This is a genomic window from Methylobacterium pseudosasicola (assembly GCF_900114535.1).
Taxonomy (GTDB): Bacteria; Pseudomonadota; Alphaproteobacteria; order Rhizobiales; family Beijerinckiaceae; genus Methylobacterium; species Methylobacterium pseudosasicola.
On the sequence record NZ_FOTK01000004.1, the window covers coordinates 64,178 to 87,855 of the forward strand.

Sequence of the window (23,678 nt, forward strand, 5' to 3'; positions counted from 1 at the left end):
CATCGTCATGGTAGCTCGCTACGGTCGCCGGTGCGGCGGCCGCGCGCTGGGATTCACGCTCAACACGGGAATGGACGGCCGTCTTCTGGCGCTGCGACGCGTGCGGGGATCGGGCTCGAGATCGACAGGTAGGAGAGGCATGGATCCCCAAGGATCCGGACATGAGCCGGAGGTCGCGCCGCCACGGAGCGCCCGGCCGCGGGTCCTCGCGGTGGCGGTCCAGAAGGGCGGCACCGGCAAGACCACGCTGGCGGCCTCGCTCGCCGTCGCGGCGGCGGAGGCCGGCGAGCGCGTGACCGCCCTCGATCTCGACCCGCAGGGCTCCCTGGCCGGCTGGGCCGCGACGCGCGAGACCGACACCGTGGCGATCGACCGGCTCCAGCCTTGGGAGATCGGCCAGCTCCCGGAGATCCTGGACATCCTCGCCCAGCAGGGCACGACCCTGGTCGTCCTCGACACCGCCGGCAGCTCGGCCGGGCTGGCGCCGACCCTGAAGGAGGCGGATTTTGTGCTGATGCCGGTGCGGCCCTCGCGCCTCGACATCGTGGCGGCGCGCCCGACCCTCCAGGCCCTGATCGGTCTCGGCCTGCGCGGCCGGTTCGCCCTGGTGCTGAACCAGTGTCCGCCGCTGCCCTCGCCGCGTACCAGCGCCTATGCCGCGCAGTTGCGAGCGCTCGGGGTGCTGGCCGAGCCGGGCATCAATCACCGGGTCGATCACCAGGACGCCCTGGCGGTGGGGCTCGGCGTCACCGAATACGCGCCCGCGAGCCCGGCCGCCGAGGAGATCCGGGCCCTGTGGGCCTGGATCGACGCGAAGATGCCGGTGACGACGGGCTGAGATCAGCCCTGGCCGAGGGCCGCCAGGATCCGCGCCCAGGAGCGCGTGCCCTTGTGGAAGCTCGTCAGGTCGTACTTCTCGTTGGGCGAGTGGATCCGGTCGTCGTCCAGGCCGAAGCCGATCAGCAGCGTGTCGCGGTTCAGGAGCCGCTTGAAATCGCCGACGATCGGGATCGAGCCGCCGGCGCCCACGGTCACGGCCGGCACGCCCCATTCCTCCGCGAGCGCCGCCTTGGCGGCCCCGAGCTGCGGCATGTCGAAGGGCAGGCTGATCGCCCGCGAACCCTTGTAGGTGATGACGTCGACTTTGCAGTCCGCCGGCACCCGTTCGCGCACGAAGGCCTCGAACCGTTCGGCCAGAACCTGCGGGTCTTGGTCGTCCACGAGCCGGAACGAAATCTTGGCCGAGGCCGTGGAGGCGATCACCGTCTTGGTGCCCTCGCCGGTATAGCCGCCGATGATGCCGTTGGCGTCGCAGGACGGGCGCGACTGCACCAGCTCGATCGGCATCCGCCCGCGCTCGCCGGCCGGCTCCTTGAGGCCGATCGGCCCGAGCAGGGTCTCAGGCGTCAGGCCCAGGCCGCGCCACTGCTCCAGCACCTCGGGCGGGCGCTCGTGCACGCCGTCGTAGAAGCCCGGGATCGTCACCCGCCCGTCTGCGTCGTGCAGGTCGGCGATGATCTTGGCGAGCACGTGGATCGGGTTGCGGGCGGCGCCGCCGAAGAAGCCCGAATGCAGGTCGCGGTCGGCGCAGGTGACCTTCACCTCGAAATAGGCGAGCCCGCGCAGTGAGGACGTGATGGCGGGCGTGCGCCGGTCCCACATGCCGGTGTCGCACACGAGCACCACGTCGCAGCCGAGGCGGTCGCGGTTGGCCGCGACCCATTCGGGAAGCCCTTGCGAGCCGCTTTCTTCTGCTCCCTCGATCAGGATGGTCACGCCGCAGGGCAGCTCGCCGCTCATGGCGATATGGGCCCGGCACGCCTCCACGAAGGTCATGACCTGACCCTTGTCGTCGGACGATCCGCGCCCGACGATGGTCTTGCGGCCCTCCGCATCCGACGCGATGCGCGGCTCGAAGGGCGGCGTCGTCCAGAGATCGAGCGGGTCGACCGGCTGCACGTCGTAATGCCCGTAGAACAGGACGTGCGGGGCGCCGGGCTTCGGCTTGGTCGCGAGCACCACCGGGTGCAGCGAGGTGTCCTCCACGGAGGTCTCGAAGCCGAGCGCCGTGAGGTCCTGGGCGAGCCACGCGGCGGCGGCCCGGCAATCGCCGGCATGGGCGGGTTCGGTCGAGATCGACGGGATCCGCAGGAAGGCGAACAGCCGCTCCAGGGCGTTCTCCAGATCCGTGTCGATGTCGTTAAGGATCGCGTCGAGCGCGGCCATCGGGGGCTCCGGGATGCGGCGGGATTCTTTATCGAGGCGACAGGGTTACCCGAGGCGAGGTGGGCGCGGCAACGGCCGTCGCGCCTGACCCTGAGACCGATCGCCCTCGGAACAGGCGCAGATTGGAACGGTTATCGACAGAACCGTCTGGCTGACGCGCCCGTCGCTCCGTCGCCGCACCCAGACCGATCCGTTCCCCGCCCGGATTCGTGGCGGCCCCAGACCTTGGACCAGTCCATGCTCCTCGAACACAGTCCGCCAGTGCGGGCCGATACCGGCCTCGCCATCACCCTGACGATCAACGGGCAGCGCCGCGAGCTCCAGGTCACGCCCTGGACCACTCTGCTCGATCTCCTGCGCGAAAAACTCGACCTCACCGGCACCAAGAAGGGCTGCGACCACGGCCAGTGCGGCGCCTGCACGGTGCTGGTCAACGGCATCCGGGTGAATGCCTGCCTGACGCTGGCGGTGATGAAGGACGGCGCTGAGATCACCACGGTCGAGGGCCTTGCCGGCCTCGGTGATCGCGCGGGCAGCAACGCCCTCCACCCGATCCAGGAAGCGTTCATCGAGCACGACGCCTTCCAGTGCGGCTACTGCACCCCGGGCCAGCTCTGCTCCTCGGTCGGCCTGATGAACGAAGGTCACGCGACGACGCGGGAAGAAATCCGCGAGGCGATGAGCGGCAACCTCTGCCGCTGCGGCGCCTACACCAACATCGTCGACGCCATCGAGGACGTGATGCAGGGAGCCGCTCGATGAACCGCTTCGATTATGTCCGCGCCGGCACGGTGGCGGAAGCGGTCCAGGCCTACGGGGCGGGCGCGCGCTTCATCGCGGGCGGCACCAACTTGATCGACCTGATGAAATACGAGGTCGAGAAGCCCGGCCGGCTGATCGACATCACCCGCCTGCCCCTCGACGGCATCGAGGCGCATGAAAGCGGCCTGCGGCTCGGGGCGCTCGCGACCAACGCCAAGGTCGCCTACGACGAGCGCGTCGCCGCGCAATACCCGCTGCTGCGCAACGCCATCCTGGCCGGTGCCTCGGCGCAGCTGCGCAACGCCGCCTCCACGGGCGGCAACCTGCTGCAGCGGACCCGCTGCTACTATTTTTACGACACGGCCACGCCCTGCAACAAGCGCGAGCCCGGCACCGGCTGCCCGGCGATCGGCGGCGTCAACCGCATCCACGCGATCTTCGGGGCGAGTGAGAGCTGCATCGCCACCCACCCGTCCGACATGTGCGTCGCTCTGGCGGCGCTCGAAGCGACGGTCCGGGTGAGCGGGCCGCAGGGCGAGCGCACGATTCCCTTCGCGGATTTCCACCGCCTGCCGGGGGATAGCCCTGAGATCGACACCAACCTCGCCGCCGGCGAGATCATCGTCTCGGTGGACCTGCCCGAGAGCAAGTTCCCGCAGCACTACACCTACCTGAAGCTGCGCGACCGGCTGTCCTACGCCTTCGCGCTGGTCTCGGTCGCGGCCGGCGTCGAGCTCGACGGCGACACGATCAAGACCGCCCGCCTGGCGCTCGGCGGCGTCGCCCACAAGCCCTGGCGCAACCGTGAGGCCGAAGCGCTGCTGGAGGGCAAGCCCGCCACCCGCGAGAGCTTCCAGCAGGCGGCCGACCTCATCGTCTCCGAGGCCAAGCCGCAATCGGCCAACGGCTTCAAGATTGACCTCGCCCGGCGCGCCATCGTGCGCGGCCTCGAACAGGCCGCTGCCGGCACGCCCCAGTCGCTCAGCGACAAGCGCATCCAGTAGGCACCCCGATGACCCAGACCTTCAGCTCCACCGGCCACGACACTTTCGTCGGTAGCCCGCGCAGCCGCATCGACGGACCCGCCAAGGTCACCGGCCTGGCCAAATACGCGGGCGAGTTCGCTGCCCCCGATCTCGCCTACGGCTACGTCGTATCGAGCGCCATCGCCAAGGGGCGGATCGCGGCGATCGACTCCGCTGCCGCCGAGGCGGTGCCGGGCGTCCTCAAGGTGATCACCCACGAGAATCGGCCGCGCACCGCGTGGCGCGACAAGAATTTTCAGGACGCGGTGGCGCCCCCCGGCTCGCCGTTCCGCGCCCTCTATGACGACCTGATCGTCTATAGCGGCCAGCCGGTCGGCCTGGTGGTGGCCGAGGATTTCGAGACGGCGCGCTACGCCGCCTCGTTGATCCAGGTCCACTACGAGGCCCAGGAGCCCACCACCGACCTGCGGGCCGTGCGCGGCGAGGCCTACGATCCGCCCGGCAAGCGCGAAGGCATCAAGCCGCCGCCGGAGCCGTGGGGTGACGCCGACCAGGCCTTCGGCAGCGCGCCGATCCGCGTGCAGGGCGCCTACACGCTGGCGAACGAGCACCACAACCCGATGGAGCCTCACGCCACCACGGTGGTGGTCGAGGAAGACGGGACCTACACGGTCTACGACAAGATCCAGGGCGTCTCGAACAGCCACCAGTATCTCGCCAACGTGTTTGGCCTGAAGCCGGATCAGGTGCGGGTGCTCAACCCCTATCTCGGCGGCGGCTTCGGCTCGGGCCTGCGCCCGCAATACCAGGCCTTCCTAGCGATGCTGGCCGCCCAGGAGCTGAAGCGCTCGGTCCGGGTGACCCTGACCCGCGACCAGATGTGGTCCTTCACCTACCGGGGCGAAGCGTTGCAGACGGTCTCTCTCGGCGCCGAGGCGGACGGCACCCTGACCGCGCTCCGGCACGATGCCGTGCAGGGCACCTCCCATTACGAGGATTACCAGGAGGTCATCGTCAACTGGTCGGGGGTGCTCTACCGCTGCGATAACGTCGCCCTGACCTACCGGATCGCCAAGCTCGACACCGCCACCCCGGGCGACATGCGCGCCCCCGGCGCCGTCACCGGCGTCTTCGCCATCGAGACCGCGATGGACGAGCTCGCCTACGCGACCGGGATGGACCCGATCGCCCTGCGGCTGAAGAACTACGCGGAGTCGGATGCCACCGCCCAGGGCAAGCCGTTCGGCTCCAAGGAGCTGAAGGCCTGTTTCACGCAGGGCGCCGAGCGCTTCGGCTGGTCCAAGCGCAGCCCCGAGCCCCGCTCCATGCGCGAGGGCCGGGAACTCGTCGGTTGGGGCGTCGCCACCGGCGTCTGGGAATCGATGATGATGCAGTCGAGCGCCATCGCGACGCTCACCGCCGACGGCCGGCTCGTGGTGGGCAATTCCACCGGCGATATCGGCACCGGCACCTACACGATCCTGACCCAGATCGCCGCCGACACCCTCGGCCTGCCGATGGAATCCGTCACCACCAAGCTCGGCGATACGCGTCTTCCCGAAGCGCCGGTCGCGGGCGGCTCTTGGACCGCGGCTTCCTCCGGCACCGCCGTGATGAAGGCCTGTCGCAATGTCGGCGAGCAGGTGTTCAAGCTGGCCCGTGGCCTGGAAAACTCGCCGCTGGCCAATGTCGACATCGACCGCGCCGTCTTCACGGATGGCCGCATCGAGGTGGCCGGAGATCCGAGCCGCAGCGTCTCGATGGTCGAAGTGATGCGGGCCGCCGGTGTCGACAAGGTCGAGGCGGTGGAGCAGGCCGGCCCCGACAAGGACTTCAACGAGACCTACCAGGCCTACACCCACGGGGCGATCTTCGTAGAGGTGAAGGTTGACGAGGAGCTGGGCCAGGTCCGGCTCACCCGGGTGGTCTCGGCGATCGCCGCCGGCAAGATCCTCAACCCGAAGACCGCGCGCAGCCAGATTTTGGGCGGCGTGGTGATGGGGATCGGCTCGGCGCTCGAAGAGGAGTCGATGCTCGACCACCGCTTCGGCCGGTTCATGAACCACAATCTCGGCGAGTATCACGTGCCGGTCCATGCCGACATCTACGACATCGACGTGATCTTCGTGGACGAGGAGGACAAGGCCAACCCGCTGGGCGTGAAGGGCCTGGGCGAGATCGGCATCGTTGGCACCGCGGCGGCGATCACCAACGCGGTGTTCCACGCCACCGGCAAGCGCGTACGCGACCTGCCGATCACGATCGACAAGTTGCTGTGACCGGTGGCCGATGTTTCCCGTGAAACATCGGCTGATTTTTAACCAAGAGGCCGGCTGCGCGCGCTGCCGGCCTTCTCTATGCCTGAAGCTATGCACTCCGTCCCGGCATTCCTGGCGTCGCCGACGCGAGCGCCAGCCCTACCCAATCTCTGCATCGTATTGACAACGTAGGTACGCGCTCGCACCTTTCGCGTATGCCGAAAGTCCGCGCAACCATCGCCGAACCCTCCGATGATCTGCCCATGGCTACGGCTTCGAGCGAGCCGAAGGGCAGCATCAACCTGCGGATCGAAGCGGGGACTCGCCAGCTCATCGACGACGCGGCAGCGCTCCTCGGGAAGACCCGCACCGAGTTCATGATCGAGAGTGCCCGGCGGCAGGCCGTCGACGTGCTGCTGGACCGGCGGCTATTCACCCTCGATCCGGAGGGTCACGATGCCTTCCTGCACGCTCTCGACGACCCGCCCCCGCCGGGACCAAAGCTCATGGCGCTGATGCGGCGGGTTCCGGCCTGGCGGCGGTGACGGACATTTCGAGGGCTGCCGAACCGGCCCTGTCGCCTCCCGAGCCACTGACGGCGGATCATGACGTGTCGGCCTTCGATTGCGGCGAGCCGGCGCTGAACGAATGGCTGCGCCATCGAGCCCTGAAGAACGAGAGTCGATTTTCCCGCACCTATGTCGTCTGCCGGGGCAAACGGGTGGTCGCCTATGTCGGCATCGCGGCGGGCTCGGTGGAGCGGGGAGCGGCGCCGGGCAGGCTCCGTCGCAATGCTCCCGATGTGATTCCAGTGTCGGTGATCGGACGGCTGGCGGTCAGCCGCGACCATGCGGGCCGAGGACTCGGCGCCGATCTGCTGGCGGACGCGCTGAGACGGATCGCCCTGGCCTCACGCAGCATCGGAATCGGCGCCGTTATGGTCCACGCCAAGGACGAGGCGGCCAAGCGCTTCTATCTGCGCTGCGCGGAGTTCATCGCGTATCCGGCCGACAGCCGGACCTTGTTCCTGCCGATCGAGACTGTGGTCGCGGCCTTCGGCGAGGATTAGGATCCCTGCCTTCCTGCGCGAGAACTCTTTGAGCCACCTCCTGCAATCCTGGCGCTTCTGGGCGCTCGCCGCCGCCGGCTTCGCGGCACTCACCGCGATCCTCGCCAAGGTCGGGGTCACGGGCGTGCAGTCGGATGTCGCGACCTTCGTGCGCACCCTGGTGATCGTCGCCTTCGCGGGAGCGATCGTTGTCGGCTCCGGCCAGACCGGGGGCCTCGTGCAGATCTCCGGCCGCAGCCTGGTCTTCCTGGTCCTGTCGGGGCTCGCCACCGGGGCGTCCTGGCTGTGCTATTTCCGGGCGCTGTCGCTGGGGGATGCCGCCCGGGTCGCACCGCTGGACAAGCTCAGCGTCGTGCTGGTCGCGCTCCTGGGGACCAGCCTGCTCGGCGAAACCCTGAGTCTGGCCGCCTGGGCCGGCGTCGCGCTGATCGCCGCCGGGGCCGCCCTGGTCGCCTCCGGCTGGTGATCGTCGCGCGCGATGAGCGCCGGCGCACCGATCCGTTTACCGATCGGGCGCATCCTGCGGGTCTCTTGCGAAGGAGACCTTCCATGGAAGCGGTCTATCGCGGCTTCGAGACCTCGCTGCTCGGTCTCGCTCTCTGTCTCGGGCTCGGCGCCTGCCTGACGCTCGGCACCCCGCGAGTGTCGGGCGACGGGCTCGCCGTCACCCTGCCGATGCTCTCGGTGACGCTCGCCGGGCCCTGAACCCCGGCGCTGTTACGCGCCGCGCCGCGTCGCGCGGAACATGAAGCCGCGCGCCTCCTCGTCCATCTCGGCCTTGAAGGCGTGGCGGCCCTTCAGTGCCTCGGCGGCCTGGGCGGCCGGGCGGGCGTTGATTGCGTCGAGGTGGCGCTTGACGTGCGGCAGGCTCGCGAAGGCATCCTCGCCGAGGGCGAACGGCACCATCCGGGCCCAGCCCCACACCGCGATATCGACGATCGTGTAGGTCTCGCCCAGCACATAAGGCCGGTCCGCGAGCCGCTGGTTCAGGATGTCCCAGTGGCGGCGCGCCTCGAAGGCGTAGCGCTCGGTGGCGTAGGCGCCGCCGTCGCGGGCGAAGTGGCGGAAATGGACGCCTTGGCCGGAGAACGGCCCGATGCCGGTGGCCACGAACATCAGCCAGGACAGCATCTCGCCCCGCACCGGCTCGCCCTCGGGCAGGAACAGGCCGGTCTTGCCCGCGAGGTAGAGCAGGATCGCGTTCGAATCGAACACCGTCACGTCGTCGTCGACGATGGTCGGCACCTTCCCGTTCGGATTGAGCGCCGTGTAGGCGGGATCGAACTGCTCGCCCTTGCGCGTGTCCACCGGCACCGGCTCGTAGGACAAGCCCATCTCCTCCAGGCAGAGGGCGACCTTCATCGGGTTGGGGCTGAGATTGTAGAAGAATCGAATCACGGCGCGCTCCCTGAACGGCCCTCGGACGGTCGTCCCGGGGCCGGCCTTGTACAAGCCGCGCCGGTGCGGGGCGGCTATTCCACCACGATTTTGTAGCTGCGGCCCGGCACCAGGGCGGCGCCGCGCTCCAGGCCGTTGAGCACGAGGAACCGGTCGAGCGCCCGGTCCGGCACCGCCATGCGGCGGGCTAGCTCCTCGGCGCTGGTCGAGCCGGCCTGGACCACCTGCAGACGCAGGGGCCGCAGCACCGCCTCCTCGGGGGTGATCGCCCGCAGGCTCGCGACCCAGGGGCGGAAGGCCGGGTCGGGATCGGTGGCGCCCTTGGCGGCCATGATCATCCGGAAGGTGGTGTCATCGACCCGGATCGCCGCGAGGCGGAAGGTCCAGTCCTTGCCGCGCGACAGCGCGAAGGCCGCCGGGTGGCCCTCGACCTCCCGAGTCTCGAACCCGGCCGGGTCGAGGGCGTCGTTCCAGCTGCCCTTCAGCGCCACGTCGAGGGGCTGGCCGTCCTTGGCCTCGATCTGGTCGAACAGCAGACGCCGGTTGCCGTCCGGCGTGGTGCCGAGCACGGCCGAGCGGGTGTTCTCCAGGACGAACCCAGGCGGCACGTCGAAGGCGATGCCGAGCCCGGGATGGACGAAGCGGTGGCCGCGCACCGCGCCGTCCCGCGGGTTGTCGCCGTAGGGCAGGCCGTCCACCGCGGCGAGATACTGCGCCCGGTCGTCGGCGCCGATCCCCGGCGCCCCGATCCGGCGCGCCGCCCGGGTGACCTGGGTGATGCGCTCGGCGGTGCCCGGATGGGTCGCCAGCATGTCGGGCTCGCCGGTGCCGCCGCTGCCGGTCTTCAGGTTGGTGGAGCGGTTGAGCGCGGTGAGGAAGCGGCCGGCCGCGAAGGGATCGTAGCCGGCCTTGGCGAGGGTGCGGACCCCGGTGGCGTCCGCCTCCAGCTCCTGCTCGCGGGAGAACCGGGCGAGCGCGAACCGCGACTGGTGCTGCAGCTGCGCGCCGGTATCGGGATCGTTCAGCACGTCGGCCACGACCCGGCTGACCAGGGCCGAGCGCAGCTCCAATTCGCTGCGGGCGGTGGCGTGGTTGAGGGTGACGTGCGCCATCTCGTGGGCGAGCACGGCAGCCACTTCGGAGGTGTCGCTTGCCAGTGCCACCAGCCCGCGGGTGACGTAGAGCCGCCCGTTCGGCAGCGCGAAGGCGTTGACCACGGGGGAGTCGAGCAGCGTCACCGCGTAGGCCTGGTCCGGCCGCTCGCTGGCCTTCACCAGCCGGTCCGTCACCTCCGTGAGCAGCCGCATCACGTTGGGCGCGCGCGCCTCGCCCCCGAAGGAGGCCACCAGCTTAAGGTGGTCGGCATCGGCGGCGCGCTCGCGCCCAGTGGTGCGCGGCGCCTCGGCCGGCACCCGGACCACGGCCGGCGTTACCGGGCCGGCAGCTTGGTCGGCCACGCAGGCGCCGAGGCCGATGGCCAGGAGGCTCGCCCCGGCCCAGGCCGATGCCATACCGCGCAAACGCCGCCTCACCACCCGAAATCGCTCCGTGATCCCGCCCATCGCGATCAGCGCCGCAGCTCCCGTTCCCCCGTCGGCCCGGCCTCGCGCCGATCCGGCTCGCCCAGGATCTCGACCCCGTCGGCGTTGGCCTCCAGGGTCGGGCCGCGCCAGACCTCCAAGATGCCGCGGACCCGCACACGCCGCCCTTCGAGCGAAGCCGCACTCAAACCACGGGCGCGCACCATTCGCCAAGTGCGTTTCGATACCGTGACCGTGAGCCCGTCCTCGCCGCGGGCCACGAAATCGAGATAGGTGCGGGCGCTGCGCTCGCCGACATGGCGGATGCGGCCCTCCACCACGACGAAGCGTCCCTCCCGCGCCCGCAACGCCGGGCCGTCACTGGCCTGGAGCACGGACTCGCGCCACAGGCCGAGCCGCTTCGCCCGGGCGGCGTCTTCCACCGTACGCAGGCCCGGGCGGCAGAGCGAATCACGTTCGTTCGCGTCCGCGAAGGCGAGCCCGGCCCCGATCAGGCCGCCGGCGAGGTCGATATCGGTGTCCGCCACCTGGATGTCGGCGTGCTCCCGGTCCCAGCGGTCGGGTGGCCCATGCGGGACAACGACGAGGCTGTCGCCCCGCCGGGCATCGAGCCAGGCGCGCGCCGCCTCGGCGGTCTCCGGAGCATCCGGCCAGCGCAGAGAATCGAGCACGGCGCGAGCGCCGGAGGCGAGGCGGATCTCGCCGCGTAGCCCGATCCCTTCAAGGATCTCGGTGCGGGCCGGCCCAGGCCTGCACGCGGCGGCAGCCGGATCGGCGCGGGCCGGGGCGGCCGCGCCGAGGGTTATCAGCACCAGGGCCGCCGTCGTGCGGGCCGCCCAGTACCGTCGCCATTCCGCCGGCTCGCCGTCTGTCCGGATCATGACAAGCATCTCGAGCGATCATGCTCCGGAACGGCTTCGCGCACACCGCGCGGTTGGCCTGTCCGGGTCTTGATGCTATGGGAATCGCGGTCGTCTCCGTAGCTCAGCTGGACAGAGCACAGGTTTCCTAAACGGTTACAATTGGGCGTCGCGCCGGGAAACCGCGCGGCGGATCCGCTCAAAGTCGGGGAAAGCTCCCGGCGCCGATGCATCGGCGCCCTGCCGATCCCGAGCCAAGCCCGCGCGGCGCGCCTGCGTCGACGGGAAGGTGTAGAGACTAGACGGGCGGCACCTACCGGTCGGGCGCGAGCACGACCCAGGGTGAAGGGATAGTCCAGGCCACGAACGCGGCCCGCAAGGGACGCGGCGGCGAAAGCCGAAGTGGTATGAAACCTGGGGTCGCAGGTTCGAGCCCTGCCGGGGACACCAGAATTCGGGCTGCCGCTGCGCAGTCGACACCGCGGCAAAACATTTACCGCAATGGTCACCCGCCGGTGACAGGAACTCGCTATGCGGTTAAGCTTCGCCGCCCGAAAATCGCGGCAGGAGTGGGCAAGTTCTTCATGGCGGGTCAGAAAACCGATCAGCGTGACGTGTATGTCGGTCAACGCATCGCCGAGCAGCGCCGGAAGGCGTCGCTGACGCAGCGTCGCGTCGCGCAGAGTTTCGGAATGTCGGCAGCCCAGTTGCAGAAGTACGAGAAGGGCACCAACCGCATCAGCGCCGTCCATCTCGACATCTTCTCCCGGATGACCGGGGTGCCGATGGATTACTTCTTCAAGGGCATGCCGCGCACCGACGACTTCACGGCGCCGGGCTTCTCCGAGCCGGATCAGGCGCCCCTGAGCGGGGGCACCGGCCTCCAGGGCTTGGCCGAGATCGTCGGCCGCCACATCACCGAGCATTTCTCCGAGGAAGCCCGCCGGGACGTCGCCGCCGCCATCCGGGCGCTCGACCACAAGCTGAACGGCTGAGTGCTGAGTCGCGCCGCAAACGGACGTTTTTTCATCCATTTCGTACGTTATAGCGGATCCGTTCGGCGTTCCGCCTTGACCGTGGCGCAACCCGATGCGAGAACCCCGGCCCCATGAGGGGTCAAACGCCGCGATCGCGACGGCGTACCCGTAGCCGGGGTCCGTCCGATGCCGCGTTCCAACTACCTGTTCACCAGTGAGTCGGTCTCCGAAGGCCATCCCGACAAGGTCAGCGACCGGATCTCCGATACAGTGGTCGATGCCTATATCGCGGCGATGCCGGAGGCCCGGCTCGGGGTCGAGACCCTGACCACCACCAACCGCGTCGTGATCGCGGGCGAGGTGCGCGGCCCGGATTCCGTGACGTTCAAGGACCTTGAGGAACTGACCCGCCAGGCCGTGAAGGAGATCGGCTACGAGCAGGACGGCTTCCACTGGAAGAACAACGAGGTCCAGATCTACCTGCACGCCCAGTCCGCCGACATCGCGCAGGGCGTCGACGCGGCCGGCAACAAGGACGAGGGCGCGGGCGACCAGGGCATCATGTTCGGCTACGCCGCCGACGAGACCCCGGAGCTGATGCCGGCGCCGCTGTTCTACGCCCACAAGATCCTCAAGGACCTCGCCGACGCCCGCAAGAAGGGCGAGGGCGATGCCGGCAAGCTCGGGCCCGACGCCAAGAGCCAGGTCACGGTCCGCTACGAGAACGGCCGCCCGGTCGAGGCGACCCAGATCGTGCTCTCCACCCAGCATCTCGACGAGTCCCTGGACTCGGCCGACGTGCGCGCCATCGTCGAGCCCTACATCCGGGCGGCCCTGCCGCAGGGCTGGGTCAACGAGGGCACCGTCTGGCACGTCAACCCGACCGGCAAGTTCGTGATCGGCGGCCCGGACGGCGATTGCGGTCTCACCGGCCGCAAGATCATCGTCGACACCTACGGCGGCGCGGCCCCGCATGGCGGCGGCGCGTTCTCCGGCAAGGATCCGACCAAGGTCGACCGCTCGGCCGCCTACGCGGCGCGCTACCTCGCCAAGAACGTGGTCGCGGCCGGCCTGGCCCACCGCGCCACGATTCAGCTCGCCTACGCGATCGGCGTCTCGAAGCCGCTGTCGATCTACGTGGACCTGCACGGCACCGGCCAGGTCGACGAGGCCAAGCTCGAATCCGTCCTGATGGACGCCATCGACCTGTCGCCGCGCGGCATCCGCACGGCGCTCGGCCTGAACAAGCCGATCTACGCCCGCACCGCGGCCTACGGCCATTTCGGCCGCGCCCCGGAGGCCGATGGCGGCTTCTCCTGGGAGCGCACCGACCTCGCCCAGAAGCTGAAGTCGGCCCTGTCGTAAGACCGCCTGCGCTCTAGCGCTGAACACCCCGCCAGCGCGTCGTCCCCGATTCGGGACGGCGCGCTGGCGTTTTCTTGAGTCCCGGTTTCAAAAGGGCTTGGACCTTTTGCGGGTGCAGGGCAGAGCCCTGCTGCAGGGCCGCGAGCCCTTTGGAACCCCGTCCGCGCCCGGGCGCGGACGATGCGTTGGTAGCCGATGTCTGACCTGAACGGACGGCCCGGTCACGAGGCCGACGAGCCGGAGCGCGCCTTCTTCGGGCGGCGCAAAGGCAAGCGCCTGCGCGGGTTGCAGGAGCGGCGGCTCGCCGAACTGCTTCCGGCTCTGCGGGTCGACCTGCCGCCGGACGACCGGCCGCTCGATCCGCGCACGCTGTTCCCGGCGCTCGACGGCGCCCCGGAGGAGGTCTGGCTGGAGATCGGCTTCGGCGGCGGCGAGCACCTCGCCGCCCAGGCCGAGGCGCATCCCCGCATCGGCATCATCGGGGCCGAGCCCTTCGTCAACGGCGTGGTCAAGCTGCTCGCCGCGATCGAGGCGCGGGGTCTGCGCAATGTCCGCATCCGCGACGAGGACGTCACCGCCCTGCTGGCACGCCTGCCGGAGGCCTGCCTGGACCGGGTCTACCTGCTCTATCCCGACCCGTGGCCGAAGCGCCGCCAGCGCAAGCGTCGCTTCGTGTCGGACGCCTCGCTCGCGGAGATCGGCCGGGTCTTGAAGGAGGGCGGCCTGTTCCGCTTCGCCAGCGACATCGACGATTACGCTGGCTGGACCCTGGTCCGGGCCGCCCGCTGCCCGGTCCTGACCTGGACGGCGACACAAGCACGGGACTGGACCGAGCCCTTCGCGGGCTGGCCCGGGACACGCTACGAGGCGAAGGCGCTGGCGGCGGGCCGTCGCCCGACCTATCTGGAGTTCGTGCGCCGACCGCGCTGAGCTCCGGAGCGCACGCGGTCTCGCCGAGCCGCCGTCCTCTGCGGTGCAGTGCGGACGGGTCGCCGCAGCCGGGCGGGACGCCTTGCAACGGTCACGCTCGGGCGCCATCCTGAGCTGCCTTCGCGGTCGGGACCGCGGCAGGGGGGTATCTCGTGCGTGAGCGCGCCGCGGCGCGCTCGAGGATGTTTCCGAGTGGGCGAGAGCGTGGGTCAAGACCCGGCGACGGACGATCCGTATCGCGCGGGCTTCGACGATGCCGCGATCGGCCTCGTCGTGCTGTCGGCGGACGAGGCGACGATCGTCGCCGCCAACCGGGTCCTGCACGATCTGCTCGGCTGGCCGCCGGGCCAGCTGACCGGATGTGCGACCGCGGATTTTCTGGCCGACCGGCCCGAGGGCCTCGGCGACGGCATTCAGGTCTGGCGCCGGGCGGACGGGGCCGTGCTCGACGTGCGGGTGCGGCGCTCCGGCCGGACCCTGGTGGTCGAGACCGTGGACGCGGACGCGGCCGCGCATTCCGAGGCGAACCGCGAGGCGCTGGAGAATGCCGGCCTGGGCGAGTGGCGCTGGGACCGGGCGAGCGGCCTCTTGACCCTGTCGCGCCGGGCGGCCCGGATCCTGGGGCGGCAGCCCGGGCGCTCCGTGCCGTGGGACGAGCTCAAGACCGGCCTGTCGGATCCGGAACTCGCGCGCCTGGGCGCCACCGTCGCCGAGGCGTGCCGGTCCGGCAAGCCCTACCATTTCGATACCCCGGTGACCGTCGCCGGGCGCACCGTGATCCTGCGGGTCCGGGGCCAGGCCGTGCCGGGCCGCGGCGGCGAGCTCGCCGGCATGGTCGGCGTCGTCCAGGACATCACCACCCGAGTCGAGGCTCGGGACGAGATCCTGTCGCGCGATCAGCGCCTGCGGGTGGCGACCACCATCGCCAAGCTCGGTATCTTCGAGTGGCACATGCTCGAAGACCAGGCGATCTGGGAAAACGAGCACATGTACGAGATCTTCGGGCACGCGCCCGAGGACGGCACCATCGGCAAGAACGAGTTCTTGAACGACATCCTCCACCCGGACGACCGGGCCGCGGTCCGGCACGCGATCTCGAAGGCACTGCGGGAGGACGGGATCCTGCAGATCGGCGGCCGGATCCGGCGGAAATCCGACGGGGCGTGGCGCACCATCGATATGGCCGGCCGGTTCGAGCGGGACGCGCCGAGCCGCCTGCCGCGCCGCCTGATCGGCGTGGTCGCGGACGTGACCGACCGGCGGATCGCCGAGGAGCGGCAGAGCCTGTTGATCCGGGAGCTGCACCACCGGGTGAAGAACACGCTGGCCACCGTGCAGGCGATCGTGGGCTCCACCGCTCGCACCGCCTCCAGCATCGAGGAGTTCTACGAGGCCTTCGTCGGGCGGATCAAATCGCTGGCTCACACCCACGCGGTGCTTACCGAGGATACCTGGCAGACCGCCTCGCTGGCCAACCTCCTGCTCAGCGAGCTGAAGCCCTACGCGGAGGTCTCGGTGCTGGGCGGGGCCGAGGGGCGGATCAGCCTCGACGGGCCGGCGATCGACCTGCCCTCCGAGATCGCAGTGCCGATCGGTATGGCGATCCACGAGCTCACCACCAACGCGGCCAAATACGGGGCGCTCTCGAACCGCTCCGGGCGGGTCGCAGTGACTTGGTCCCTGGAGCCGGGCGGCCCGGCCGGGATCCTGCGCTTCCACTGGCGCGAATCGGGTGGGCCGCCGGTCCGGCCACCGAGCCGCCAGGGTTTCGGCTCGCGCCTGTTGCAGCGGGTGCTGATCACCCAGGTCCAGGCTGAGGTGGAGACCGACTACGATCCCGACGGGTTTTCCCTGACCATGCGGGCGCCGATCCCGCCGCGCAACGACAGCCTCAACCCGCTGGCCTGACGAGCGGGTTCTCGCTCAGGCGGCGCCCCGGGCGCCGGATTCGCCGCCGCCATCCACGAAAGCCTTCAGCTCGTCCAGGGACGCGAAGGTGAAGCGGCCCTGCGGCGTCTCCGCCTCGATCGAGCCGTCCTCGAACATCACGTAGGTGTTGCCGCCGGAGGCGTAGCGCCCGACCACGGTGCGGGTATCGGGCTTCGTCTCGGACTCGGGCTCCGGCGCCGCGTCGAGGCTCGGTCGCAGGGCAGGGGGGGCTTGAGGGGGCTCCGGGGTCGGCTCCGGCTTCGCGGGCGGTTCGGGTGCCGCGAACAGGTCGTCCTCCGGGCTGCGCTCGGGGACCGCTTCCAGCACCGGCTCCGGGGGCGGGACGGGGGGAACGGATCGGAGCGGAAAATCCGATTCGACCACGGCGGCCCTGTGCGGTTCGGGCGCCTTCGGGGCCTCGACCGGTGCGGGCGGGGCGTCCTCCAGGAGGCGCAGGTCGGGCTCGATCCGCGGCCGCTCGGGATCGAAGGGCGGCTCGACGATCGGCGGCACGATGAAGGCCGGGGCGGCGGGCAGCACCGGCGGCAGGCGCGGCGCGCTCGCGGCAACGGGGCCGGCCTCGGCCGCCGCCAGCGCCGGGCGCTGCCCGATCGCCCGCTCCAGCCGCCGGAACACCAGGGCGAGCACGCCGATCCCGAACAGAACCGCACCCGACGAGGCCGCGACCGAACCCGCGATCACCATCGCGAGGCCGCTCTCCAGACGCACATAGGGAAAGCCCTGGATCACGGCGGCGCAGCCCCCGATGACCATGGCGGCGGCGAGCGCGAACAGCGCAGCGATCATGTTACTCTCTAGACACGGGCCGGCTAACGGCCGGCGCTTAAGGCGTGTCGCACAGTAAGGCCTTGCGGTCATATTGCAAAATCCGACGGCGAGATTGTCCGGGATACCGGTTCTGACAAGTCGTCGGGCCGGAGGCCCGCGGCCCGGCCGGGCGCGCCCTCCGAAACTTCCCGCCAAGCCTGGCCGGAACGGCGTTGCCGTCGCGCGGGCACCGACTTACGTAGCTGGGGTGACCCGGACGCCCCCGCCGGGGACGAGGCCGCCCAGGCTGAAACGAGCCGCTGTTTCCCCGTGAAACACGGCCCGCTCCAGCCCATTGTCATCGCATGATGCGTTCGGAAAGCCGGATCCGGCTTGTCCGCATCGTGCTCCAAGCGGAGACAGAGCCCATGACCTTCACGCTGCCGGAACTGCCCTACGCCTACGACGCGCTCGGGCCGTACATGTCGAAGGAAACCCTCGAGTTTCACCACGACAAGCACCACAAGGCCTATGTCGATACCGGCAACAAGCTGCTCGAAGGCACGGATCTCCAGGGCAAGAGCGTCGAGGAGATCGTCAAGGCCGCCTACAACACGAATCAGCCGCTCTTCAACAATGCCGGCCAGCACTACAACCACCTCCATTTCTGGAACTGGCTGAAGCCCAACGGCGGCGGCGCGATTCCCGGCGCCATCGCCAAGAAGATCGACGAGGATCTCGGCGGGGCCGAGAAGTTCAAGGCGGACTTCATCCAGGCGGGCGTCAGCCAGTTCGGCTCGGGCTGGGCCTGGCTCGCCGTGAAGGACGGCAAGCTCGCGATCCTGAAGACGCCGAACGGCGAGAACCCCCTGGTCCACGGCGCCAAGCCGATCCTCGGCGTCGACGTGTGGGAGCACTCCTACTACATCGATTACCGCAACCGCCGGCCCGACTACCTCAAGGCGTTCGTCGAGAACCTGGTGAACTGGGAATACGTCGAGAAGCTGTACGGCGAAGCGACCCGCTGATCCGGCCATGAGGGGCGCCGCGGGCCGATCGTATCCGCGGCGCTCTTGAGATGCCGGCGAAAAGCGGCTCTTGATGCGGAATACCGGGCCAACCCGGGCTGTACCGGGGTGACAGGTCATTTCCAGCCTAGTCCGTAGGATCGCATCGCGCCGCAGGACGCCCTCGACAATCCGTGCGCCCTCTCCCTCCCCCCTCTGCGGGGGAGAGTTGCCCCTGCGTCAGCAGGGGTCGGGCCGGGACGAAGTCCCGCAAGAGGGGAGCCGGGGTATAGGAAACGGCGCGACTGGCATGACGGGCGAAGCCCTATCCTGCACCGTCGCTCCCCTCTCCCGACCCGCTTCGCGGGCCACCCTCCCCCGCAAAGGGGGGAGGGAGGTTTGCCTTCGATGATCCGCTCCATCCTCTCGGTGGGCGGCTGGACCCTGGTCTCGCGCGTCACCGGCTTCGCCCGGGACGTGGTGATGGCCGCCGTGATGGGGGCGGGGCCGATGGCTGACGCCTTCGTGGTCGCGTTCCGGCTGCCGAACCACTTCCGCGCGATCTTCGGCGAGGGGGCGTTCAACACCGCCTTCGTGCCGGCCTATGCCGGGCTTGCCGAGGCGGGCGCCTCCGGGGCGGCGCACCACTTCGCCGACCGCGTCTTCACCCTGATGCTGATCGTGCAGCTGGTGCTGCTGAACCTCGCCCTGCCGGCGATGCCCTGGGTGGTGCACGCCCTGGCCCCCGGCTTCGCCGAGGATGGCGAGCGCTTCCAGCTCGCGGTGGCGCTGACCCGTATCACCTTCCCGTACCTGCTGTTCATGACCCTGGTGACGCTGCTGTCGGGCATCCTCAACGCCCACCGGCACTTCGCCGTGGCGGCCGGGGCGCCGGTGCTGCTCAACCTCGCCATGCTGGCGGCCCTGTCGCTGAGCTTCCTGTTCCCCAACGCCGCCTACGCGGCCGCCTGGGGCGTCGCGATCTCGGGCGTGCTGCAATTCGGCCTGCTGTGGTGGGGCTGCCGCCGGGCCCGGGTGATGCCGGACCTCGCCGTGCCGCGCTCCGATCCGGCGCTGAAGCGGTTCTTCGTGGTGCTCGGGCCCGCGGTGATCGGGGCGGCCGGGTTCCAGATCGCCACCTTCGCCGACACGATCATCGCCAGCTGGCTGCCCACCGGCGCGGTCTCGGCCCTGTACTACGCCGACCGGCTCTACCAGCTGCCCTTCGGGGTGATCGCCATCGCGGCCGGCACCGTGCTCCTGCCGGAGATGAGCCGGCGGCTCGCGGCCGGCGACGTGGCCGGCGCACACGCGGCGCAGAACCGGGCGGCGGGCTTCTCCCTGGCCTTGTCGGCGCCATTCACGGTGGCGTTCCTGACCATCCCGGGCCTGATCATGGCGGCCCTGTTCCAGCGCGGCGCCTTCAGCGCCGAGGACGCGTCCCGGGCCGCCTCGGTTCTGGCCGCCTACGGGCTCGCCCTGCCGGCCGTGGTGCTGGTGCGCAGCGCCGTGGCGAGCTTCTACGCCCGCCAGGACACCAAGACCCCGCTTTGGGCCTCGCTGACGGCGATCGCGGTCAATGTTGCGCTGAAGCTCTGGCTCACCGGGCCCTACGGCGTCACCGGCCTGGCCCTGGCGACGGCCGTCAGCCAGTGGGTGAACCTGCTGATCCTCGTCGTCCTGGCCAAGCGCCGCAACTGGACGGCGCCGGGCCGCACCCTCGGCCTCACCGTGGCGGGGGTCGGGCTCGCCTGCCTCGCCCTGGCGGGGGTTGCCGTCTACGGCCAGGGGCTCGCCGAGGCCCTGGTGCCGGCCCTGCCGCACGGGCGCGAGATCGCCGTGTTGCTCCTGCTCGGCTTGGCCGGCGCCGTGGTCTATGGCGGCCTGCTGGCCGGCTTGCTGCACCTGTTCGGTCTGCGCCTGCGCCGGGCGTAAAGAATCCGGCTCGGTTCGGCCGGACTCGCCGCCGCGCCCACGAGTCCCACATCGTCCCCGAGCGCCCAGTGAGGAACGCCATGACCAAGGACCTGCTCGCAGGCGTGAAGGCCGTCGTGTTCGACGCCTACGGCACGCTGTTCGACGTGAACGCCGCGGTCCAGCGTTACGCCGAATTGGTCGGGCCGGATGCCGGCCATCTCTCCGAAGTCTGGCGCAACAAGCAACTCGAATACAGCTGGACCCTGTCGCTGATGGGCCGCTACGCGGCCTTCTGGGACCTCACCGTGCGCGCCCTCGATCATGCCCTGGCGCTGCATCCGGGCGTGGATCCCGGCCTGCGCGAGAAGCTGCTCGACGCCTATCGCGACCTCGACGCCTACCCGGAGGTGCCAAATGTGCTGGCGGTGCTGCAGAAGCGGGGCTTGCGCACGGCGGTGCTGACCAACGGCAACGCCGCCATGGTCGACCGCGCCGTGGCCTCGGCGGGCCTCGCCGACCATCTCGACGCGGTGCTCTCAGTGGACGACGCGCAGGTGTTCAAGACCCATCCCGACGCCTACCGGATCGCCCTGACCCGACTCGCGGTCGGGGAGGCGGACGTGCTGTTCTGCTCCTCGAACCGCTGGGACGTGGCCGGCGCCTGCGCCTTCGGGTTCCGGACCGCCTGGGTGAACCGCCGGGGCCTGCCGGACGAGTATGCCGAGCTCGCGCCCACGGCGGTGATCGGATCCCTCGACGGGCTGCTCTGAGACCCGACCCGGGGCGCGCCGCCGCGGGTTGGACTAAAGTCGAGCTTGCAACGTGCGGTTCGTGCCCTTGGTTCGCCCCTGACTCGGACGCCAGGATCAGGAGCGTCGAGCGTGAGGGAGCGTCTGATGAAGCGCGTGTTGTTGGCCGCCGCATTCTGCGTCGGCGTGGCCGGGCCTGCCTGGGCCCTGGACGTCACCAAGTCGGTCGATGTCGCGGCCTCCCCCGAGGCGGTGTGGAAGACCATCGGCGGGTTTTGCGGGATCGGCGACTGGCACCCGGTGATCGAGAAATGCGCCCTGTCCAAGAAGGGCGGCAAGGATGTCCGCACCCTCAGCCTGAAGGGCGGCGGGACGATCGTCGAGGAGCAGGAATCCCGTGACGACGCGAAGATGGCCTACACCTACACGATCCTGGAAGGCCCGCTGCCCGTTGCGGATTACCATTCGACCCTTATGGTCGCGAAGGCCGGCAGCGGCTCCAAGGTGACCTGGACGGGCACGTTCAAGGCCAAGGGTGCGCCCGACGCCAAGGCGCAGGAGGCCATCGCGGGCGTGTACGAAGCCGGCCTGAAGGGCATCGCCGACAAGGCGAAGTAAGCATACCGCCCGGAGCAGGGGCGGCCCGTTCCGCCTCTGCTCTGGCTCTCTCGGCGTGTCGACGCCACATCCGGCACGCAATCGAATTGCGGCTTCGCAGATTTTTAATCGTCCCGGTGTTGGATCATCCTCAACACGAACGGGAGATGTTGCGCGTGTCCACGAACGGTTCCTTCACGATGATCCGCGCCGGGGCCGCCGCCCTCGCCGCGACCCTGGTGCTCGGGGCCGTCGCCCCGGCCACCGCCCGCGACCAGACCGGTGCGATCGTCGGCGGCCTTGCGGCCGGCGTGGTCGGCGGCGTGGTCGGAAGCGCCCTGGTCAACGGCGCCAACCAGCCTCCGCCCCCGCCGCCGGAGTATCGCCCGCGCCGCGTCGTGGTCGAGGAGCCCGAGACCGTCGTGGTGCGCGAGCGCCGCGGCCCGATCTGCCATTACGAGCGCCGCAAGGAGTGGCTCGGCGACGGTGAGTTCACCTACCGCCGCGTCGAAGTCTGCGAGTAGTTTTTTCGGGTCGTCTCGTTGACGCCGCGTCCCCCCGGGGCGCGGCGTTCGTCATTTCACCACCAGCCAATCCTCGACCACGAGGGCGTCGAGGCCGGTGGTGTAGAACATCAGGATCGCATCCTCCGCGCCGTGCAGGATCGGCTTGCCCATCACGTTGAAGCTGGTGTTGAGCAGGATCGGCACGCCGGTGATGTCCGCGAAGGCGCGGATCAGGGCCGCGAAGGCCGGGTTGCGCTCAGGGGTGACGCTCTGGAGCCGGCCGGTGCCGTCCTGGTGGACCACCGCCGGCACCCGGGCGCGGACCGGCTCCCGCCAGACCAGGGTGCGCTCCATGTAGGGGCTGTCGGCGTAAGCCTCGAACGAGTCCGGCCCGGCCTCGGCCAGGATCGCGGGCGCAAAGGGCCGGAACGCCTCGCGGTACTTCACCTTGGCGTTGAGCGCGTCCTTGGCGCCCTCCGGCCGCGGATCGGCCAGGATCGAACGATTGCCGAGCGCCCGGGGGCCGAACTCGGCCCGCCCCTGCACCCAGCCGACCAGGCCGCCCGCGGCCAGGATCTCTGCGGCGGCACGCGTCGCCTCCGCGTGGCCGACGCGCCTGGCGCGCGGCTCCTGCTCGGCAAGCCGCTCCATGGCGGCGGTCGAGACCCGGGAGCCGAGATAGGGCGTCAGCGGACGCTGCTCGGCGGGCGGACCGGACCAGCCCGGATTGTCCTCCGCGTAGGCGAGCCAGGCGGCGCCCACGGCGTTGCCGTCGTCGGCCGGCGCCGAGGGCACGTGCAGCCGGATGAATCCGGAGCGGCCGAGCACCCGGCCGTTATACGAGGAGTTGAGCCCGCAGCCGCCGGTGATCACGAGGTTGTCGGAGGGGGCAAGGGCCGCCGCCTCCGCCACCAGCACATCCATCAGATCACAAAAAAGATCTTGGCCGCAGCGGGCGAGGTCGGCCCAGCCTTTGTCCAGGGCGTCCGCCGGGCGGCGCGCCTGGATCTCGGCGGCGACCGCCTGGATCGTGGCGGCCGCGGCGAAGCGCAGGCGCCCGCCCTCGACGGTGCAGAGCCGGGCCAGCAGGGCAGCGAGGTCCGGATCGGGATGTCCATAGGGGGCGAGCCCCATGATCTTCCATTCCTCGCCCTTCACCTGGTCGAAGCCGGCGAGATCGGTGATCAGCCCGTACAGGAAGCCGAGGGACCCACGCCCGCGGTGGCGGCGCAGCTCCGTGATCCGGCCGCCCTCCAGCCGGTAGATCGCCGCCGCGCCGGTCTCGCCCATGCCGTCGACCACCAGGGCGGTGGCCGCGTCGAACGGGCTGCCCCAGAGCCCGTAGGCGGCGTGGCAGAGATGGTGCGGGTAGCGCCGTTGCCCGGCGATCGTGGCGCGCGGCGCCCCGGTGATCCGCGCCTCCTGGTTGAGGGCCAGCAGGGTGCCGTGGCCGACCCGCTCCTGTGCGATGTGGAGGTCGGCGATGAACACCCGCTCGGCCTGCTCGGGCACGAAAGAGCGGTTGAGGGCCGTGGTATGGGCGGCGAGCGCCATCAGGTCGAAGGTGCCGGCGCCGGCTTGCCCGCGCAGGAAGTCGGTGAATTGCGGTCCCCAGGTCGAGGCGACCACGAGTTCCGAGCCCGGCGGAACGAAGTCCCGGAGCAGGGCGGCCACCCGGGCCGGGTTGTCCGGCTCGCAATTCGGCGCGCGCTTGTACTGGAGGAATCGCTCGGCGGCCTCGGCGAACAGCAGGGTGCCGTCCGGCCCGACGAGGGCGAGCGCCGGGTCGTGGAAGGTGGTGGCGAGGCCGAGATAGAAGCGCATGCCCAGGCG

Annotated in this window: 23 protein-coding genes; 17 read left to right on the top strand and 6 right to left on the bottom strand. The window is 70.2% G+C overall.

What is annotated here, in order from left to right; genetic code table 11:
• Window positions 1-139 precede the first annotated feature (139 nt).
• Window positions 140-838 (top strand): nucleotide-binding protein, encoded by a 699-nt coding sequence (locus BM228_RS05500; protein ID WP_092037978.1) that lies wholly within the window; start codon window positions 140-142, stop codon window positions 836-838.
• A gap of 2 nt (window positions 839-840) precedes the next feature.
• Here the strand turns inward: BM228_RS05500 and BM228_RS05505 are convergent, their stop codons facing one another.
• On the bottom strand, window positions 841-2,226 hold the full coding sequence (locus BM228_RS05505; RefSeq protein ID WP_092037980.1) for a M20/M25/M40 family metallo-hydrolase: 1,386 nt from the start codon (window positions 2,224-2,226) through the stop codon (window positions 841-843).
• Between the two features lie 237 nt (window positions 2,227-2,463).
• Between BM228_RS05505 and BM228_RS05510 the strand changes: the two genes are divergently transcribed.
• The 7 genes from BM228_RS05510 (at window position 2,464) to BM228_RS34510 (ending at window position 8,006) form a co-directional block, all read left to right on the top strand.
• Window positions 2,464-2,988: a (2Fe-2S)-binding protein gene (locus BM228_RS05510; protein WP_092037982.1), complete on the top strand. Its 525-nt coding sequence runs from the start codon at window positions 2,464-2,466 to the stop codon at window positions 2,986-2,988.
• The gene (locus tag BM228_RS05515) at window positions 2,985-3,992 is read left to right on the top strand and encodes an FAD binding domain-containing protein (protein ID WP_092037983.1); all 1,008 of its coding nucleotides are present in this window, start codon (window positions 2,985-2,987) and stop codon (window positions 3,990-3,992) included. The genes BM228_RS05510 and BM228_RS05515 overlap by 4 nt, the downstream gene beginning before the upstream one ends.
• A gap of 8 nt (window positions 3,993-4,000) precedes the next feature.
• A complete protein-coding gene (locus BM228_RS05520) occupies window positions 4,001-6,253 on the top strand; it encodes a xanthine dehydrogenase family protein molybdopterin-binding subunit (RefSeq protein WP_092037985.1) in 2,253 nt (750 codons plus the stop codon).
• A gap of 242 nt (window positions 6,254-6,495) precedes the next feature.
• Window positions 6,496-6,777: a type II toxin-antitoxin system TacA family antitoxin gene (locus BM228_RS05525; RefSeq protein WP_208611990.1), complete on the top strand. Its 282-nt coding sequence runs from the start codon at window positions 6,496-6,498 to the stop codon at window positions 6,775-6,777.
• Window positions 6,778-6,842: 65 nt separating this feature from the next.
• The gene (locus tag BM228_RS05530) at window positions 6,843-7,301 is read left to right on the top strand and encodes a GNAT family N-acetyltransferase (protein ID WP_244537028.1); all 459 of its coding nucleotides are present in this window, start codon (window positions 6,843-6,845) and stop codon (window positions 7,299-7,301) included.
• 28 nt (window positions 7,302-7,329) lie between these two features.
• Window positions 7,330-7,767, top strand: a complete 438-nt coding sequence (locus BM228_RS05535; protein WP_092037989.1) for an EamA family transporter — start codon at window positions 7,330-7,332, stop codon at window positions 7,765-7,767.
• Window positions 7,768-7,850: 83 nt separating this feature from the next.
• On the top strand, window positions 7,851-8,006 hold the full coding sequence (locus BM228_RS34510) for a hypothetical protein (RefSeq protein WP_167367665.1): 156 nt from the start codon (window positions 7,851-7,853) through the stop codon (window positions 8,004-8,006).
• Window positions 8,007-8,018: 12 nt separating this feature from the next.
• On the opposite strand, the gene BM228_RS05540 is transcribed toward BM228_RS34510, so the two are convergent.
• From BM228_RS05540 to BM228_RS05550, 3 genes are all read right to left on the bottom strand, one after another.
• On the bottom strand, window positions 8,019-8,699 hold the full coding sequence (locus BM228_RS05540; RefSeq protein WP_092037991.1) for a glutathione S-transferase family protein: 681 nt from the start codon (window positions 8,697-8,699) through the stop codon (window positions 8,019-8,021).
• Between the two features lie 74 nt (window positions 8,700-8,773).
• Window positions 8,774-10,261: a M48 family metalloprotease gene (locus BM228_RS05545; RefSeq protein ID WP_092037992.1), complete on the bottom strand. Its 1,488-nt coding sequence runs from the start codon at window positions 10,259-10,261 to the stop codon at window positions 8,774-8,776.
• Window positions 10,262-10,266: 5 nt separating this feature from the next.
• Window positions 10,267-11,121 (bottom strand): thermonuclease family protein, encoded by an 855-nt coding sequence (locus tag BM228_RS05550; RefSeq protein ID WP_092038310.1) that lies wholly within the window; start codon window positions 11,119-11,121, stop codon window positions 10,267-10,269.
• Window positions 11,122-11,684: 563 nt separating this feature from the next.
• Here BM228_RS05550 and BM228_RS05555 point away from each other — a divergent pair.
• The 4 genes from BM228_RS05555 (at window position 11,685) to BM228_RS05570 (ending at window position 16,280) form a co-directional block, all read left to right on the top strand.
• A complete protein-coding gene (locus tag BM228_RS05555) occupies window positions 11,685-12,095 on the top strand; it encodes a helix-turn-helix domain-containing protein (protein WP_092038312.1) in 411 nt (136 codons plus the stop codon).
• Between the two features lie 168 nt (window positions 12,096-12,263).
• Window positions 12,264-13,442: a methionine adenosyltransferase gene (gene metK, locus BM228_RS05560; RefSeq protein ID WP_092037994.1), complete on the top strand. Its 1,179-nt coding sequence runs from the start codon at window positions 12,264-12,266 to the stop codon at window positions 13,440-13,442.
• A gap of 195 nt (window positions 13,443-13,637) precedes the next feature.
• Window positions 13,638-14,372: a tRNA (guanine(46)-N(7))-methyltransferase TrmB gene (gene trmB / locus BM228_RS05565; protein WP_092037996.1), complete on the top strand. Its 735-nt coding sequence runs from the start codon at window positions 13,638-13,640 to the stop codon at window positions 14,370-14,372.
• Window positions 14,373-14,564: 192 nt separating this feature from the next.
• Window positions 14,565-16,280 (top strand): sensor histidine kinase, encoded by a 1,716-nt coding sequence (locus tag BM228_RS05570; RefSeq protein ID WP_092037997.1) that lies wholly within the window; start codon window positions 14,565-14,567, stop codon window positions 16,278-16,280.
• 15 nt (window positions 16,281-16,295) lie between these two features.
• Here the strand turns inward: BM228_RS05570 and BM228_RS05575 are convergent, their stop codons facing one another.
• Window positions 16,296-17,108 (bottom strand): hypothetical protein, encoded by an 813-nt coding sequence (locus tag BM228_RS05575; protein ID WP_092037999.1) that lies wholly within the window; start codon window positions 17,106-17,108, stop codon window positions 16,296-16,298.
• Between the two features lie 389 nt (window positions 17,109-17,497).
• Between BM228_RS05575 and BM228_RS05580 the strand changes: the two genes are divergently transcribed.
• The 5 genes from BM228_RS05580 (at window position 17,498) to BM228_RS05600 (ending at window position 21,863) form a co-directional block, all read left to right on the top strand.
• Window positions 17,498-18,097 (top strand): superoxide dismutase, encoded by a 600-nt coding sequence (locus BM228_RS05580; protein ID WP_092038314.1) that lies wholly within the window; start codon window positions 17,498-17,500, stop codon window positions 18,095-18,097.
• A gap of 387 nt (window positions 18,098-18,484) precedes the next feature.
• Window positions 18,485-20,011, top strand: coding sequence for a murein biosynthesis integral membrane protein MurJ (gene murJ / locus BM228_RS05585; RefSeq protein WP_092038000.1), 1,527 nt, complete (start codon window positions 18,485-18,487; stop codon window positions 20,009-20,011).
• A gap of 80 nt (window positions 20,012-20,091) precedes the next feature.
• Window positions 20,092-20,763 carry a haloacid dehalogenase type II gene (locus tag BM228_RS05590; protein WP_092038002.1) on the top strand — a complete coding sequence of 224 codons (672 nt, stop codon included), beginning with the start codon at window positions 20,092-20,094 and terminating at the stop codon, window positions 20,761-20,763.
• A 126-nt stretch (window positions 20,764-20,889) separates the two neighbouring features.
• Complete coding sequence (locus tag BM228_RS05595) at window positions 20,890-21,360, top strand: SRPBCC family protein (protein WP_092038004.1); 471 nt, start codon at window positions 20,890-20,892, stop codon at window positions 21,358-21,360.
• A gap of 146 nt (window positions 21,361-21,506) precedes the next feature.
• Window positions 21,507-21,863 carry a hypothetical protein gene (locus BM228_RS05600; protein WP_092038006.1) on the top strand — a complete coding sequence of 119 codons (357 nt, stop codon included), beginning with the start codon at window positions 21,507-21,509 and terminating at the stop codon, window positions 21,861-21,863.
• A gap of 51 nt (window positions 21,864-21,914) precedes the next feature.
• Here the strand turns inward: BM228_RS05600 and BM228_RS05605 are convergent, their stop codons facing one another.
• The gene (locus tag BM228_RS05605; RefSeq protein WP_092038008.1) at window positions 21,915-23,669 is read right to left on the bottom strand and encodes a carbamoyltransferase family protein; all 1,755 of its coding nucleotides are present in this window, start codon (window positions 23,667-23,669) and stop codon (window positions 21,915-21,917) included.
• Between the last annotated feature and the right edge of the window lie 9 nt (window positions 23,670-23,678).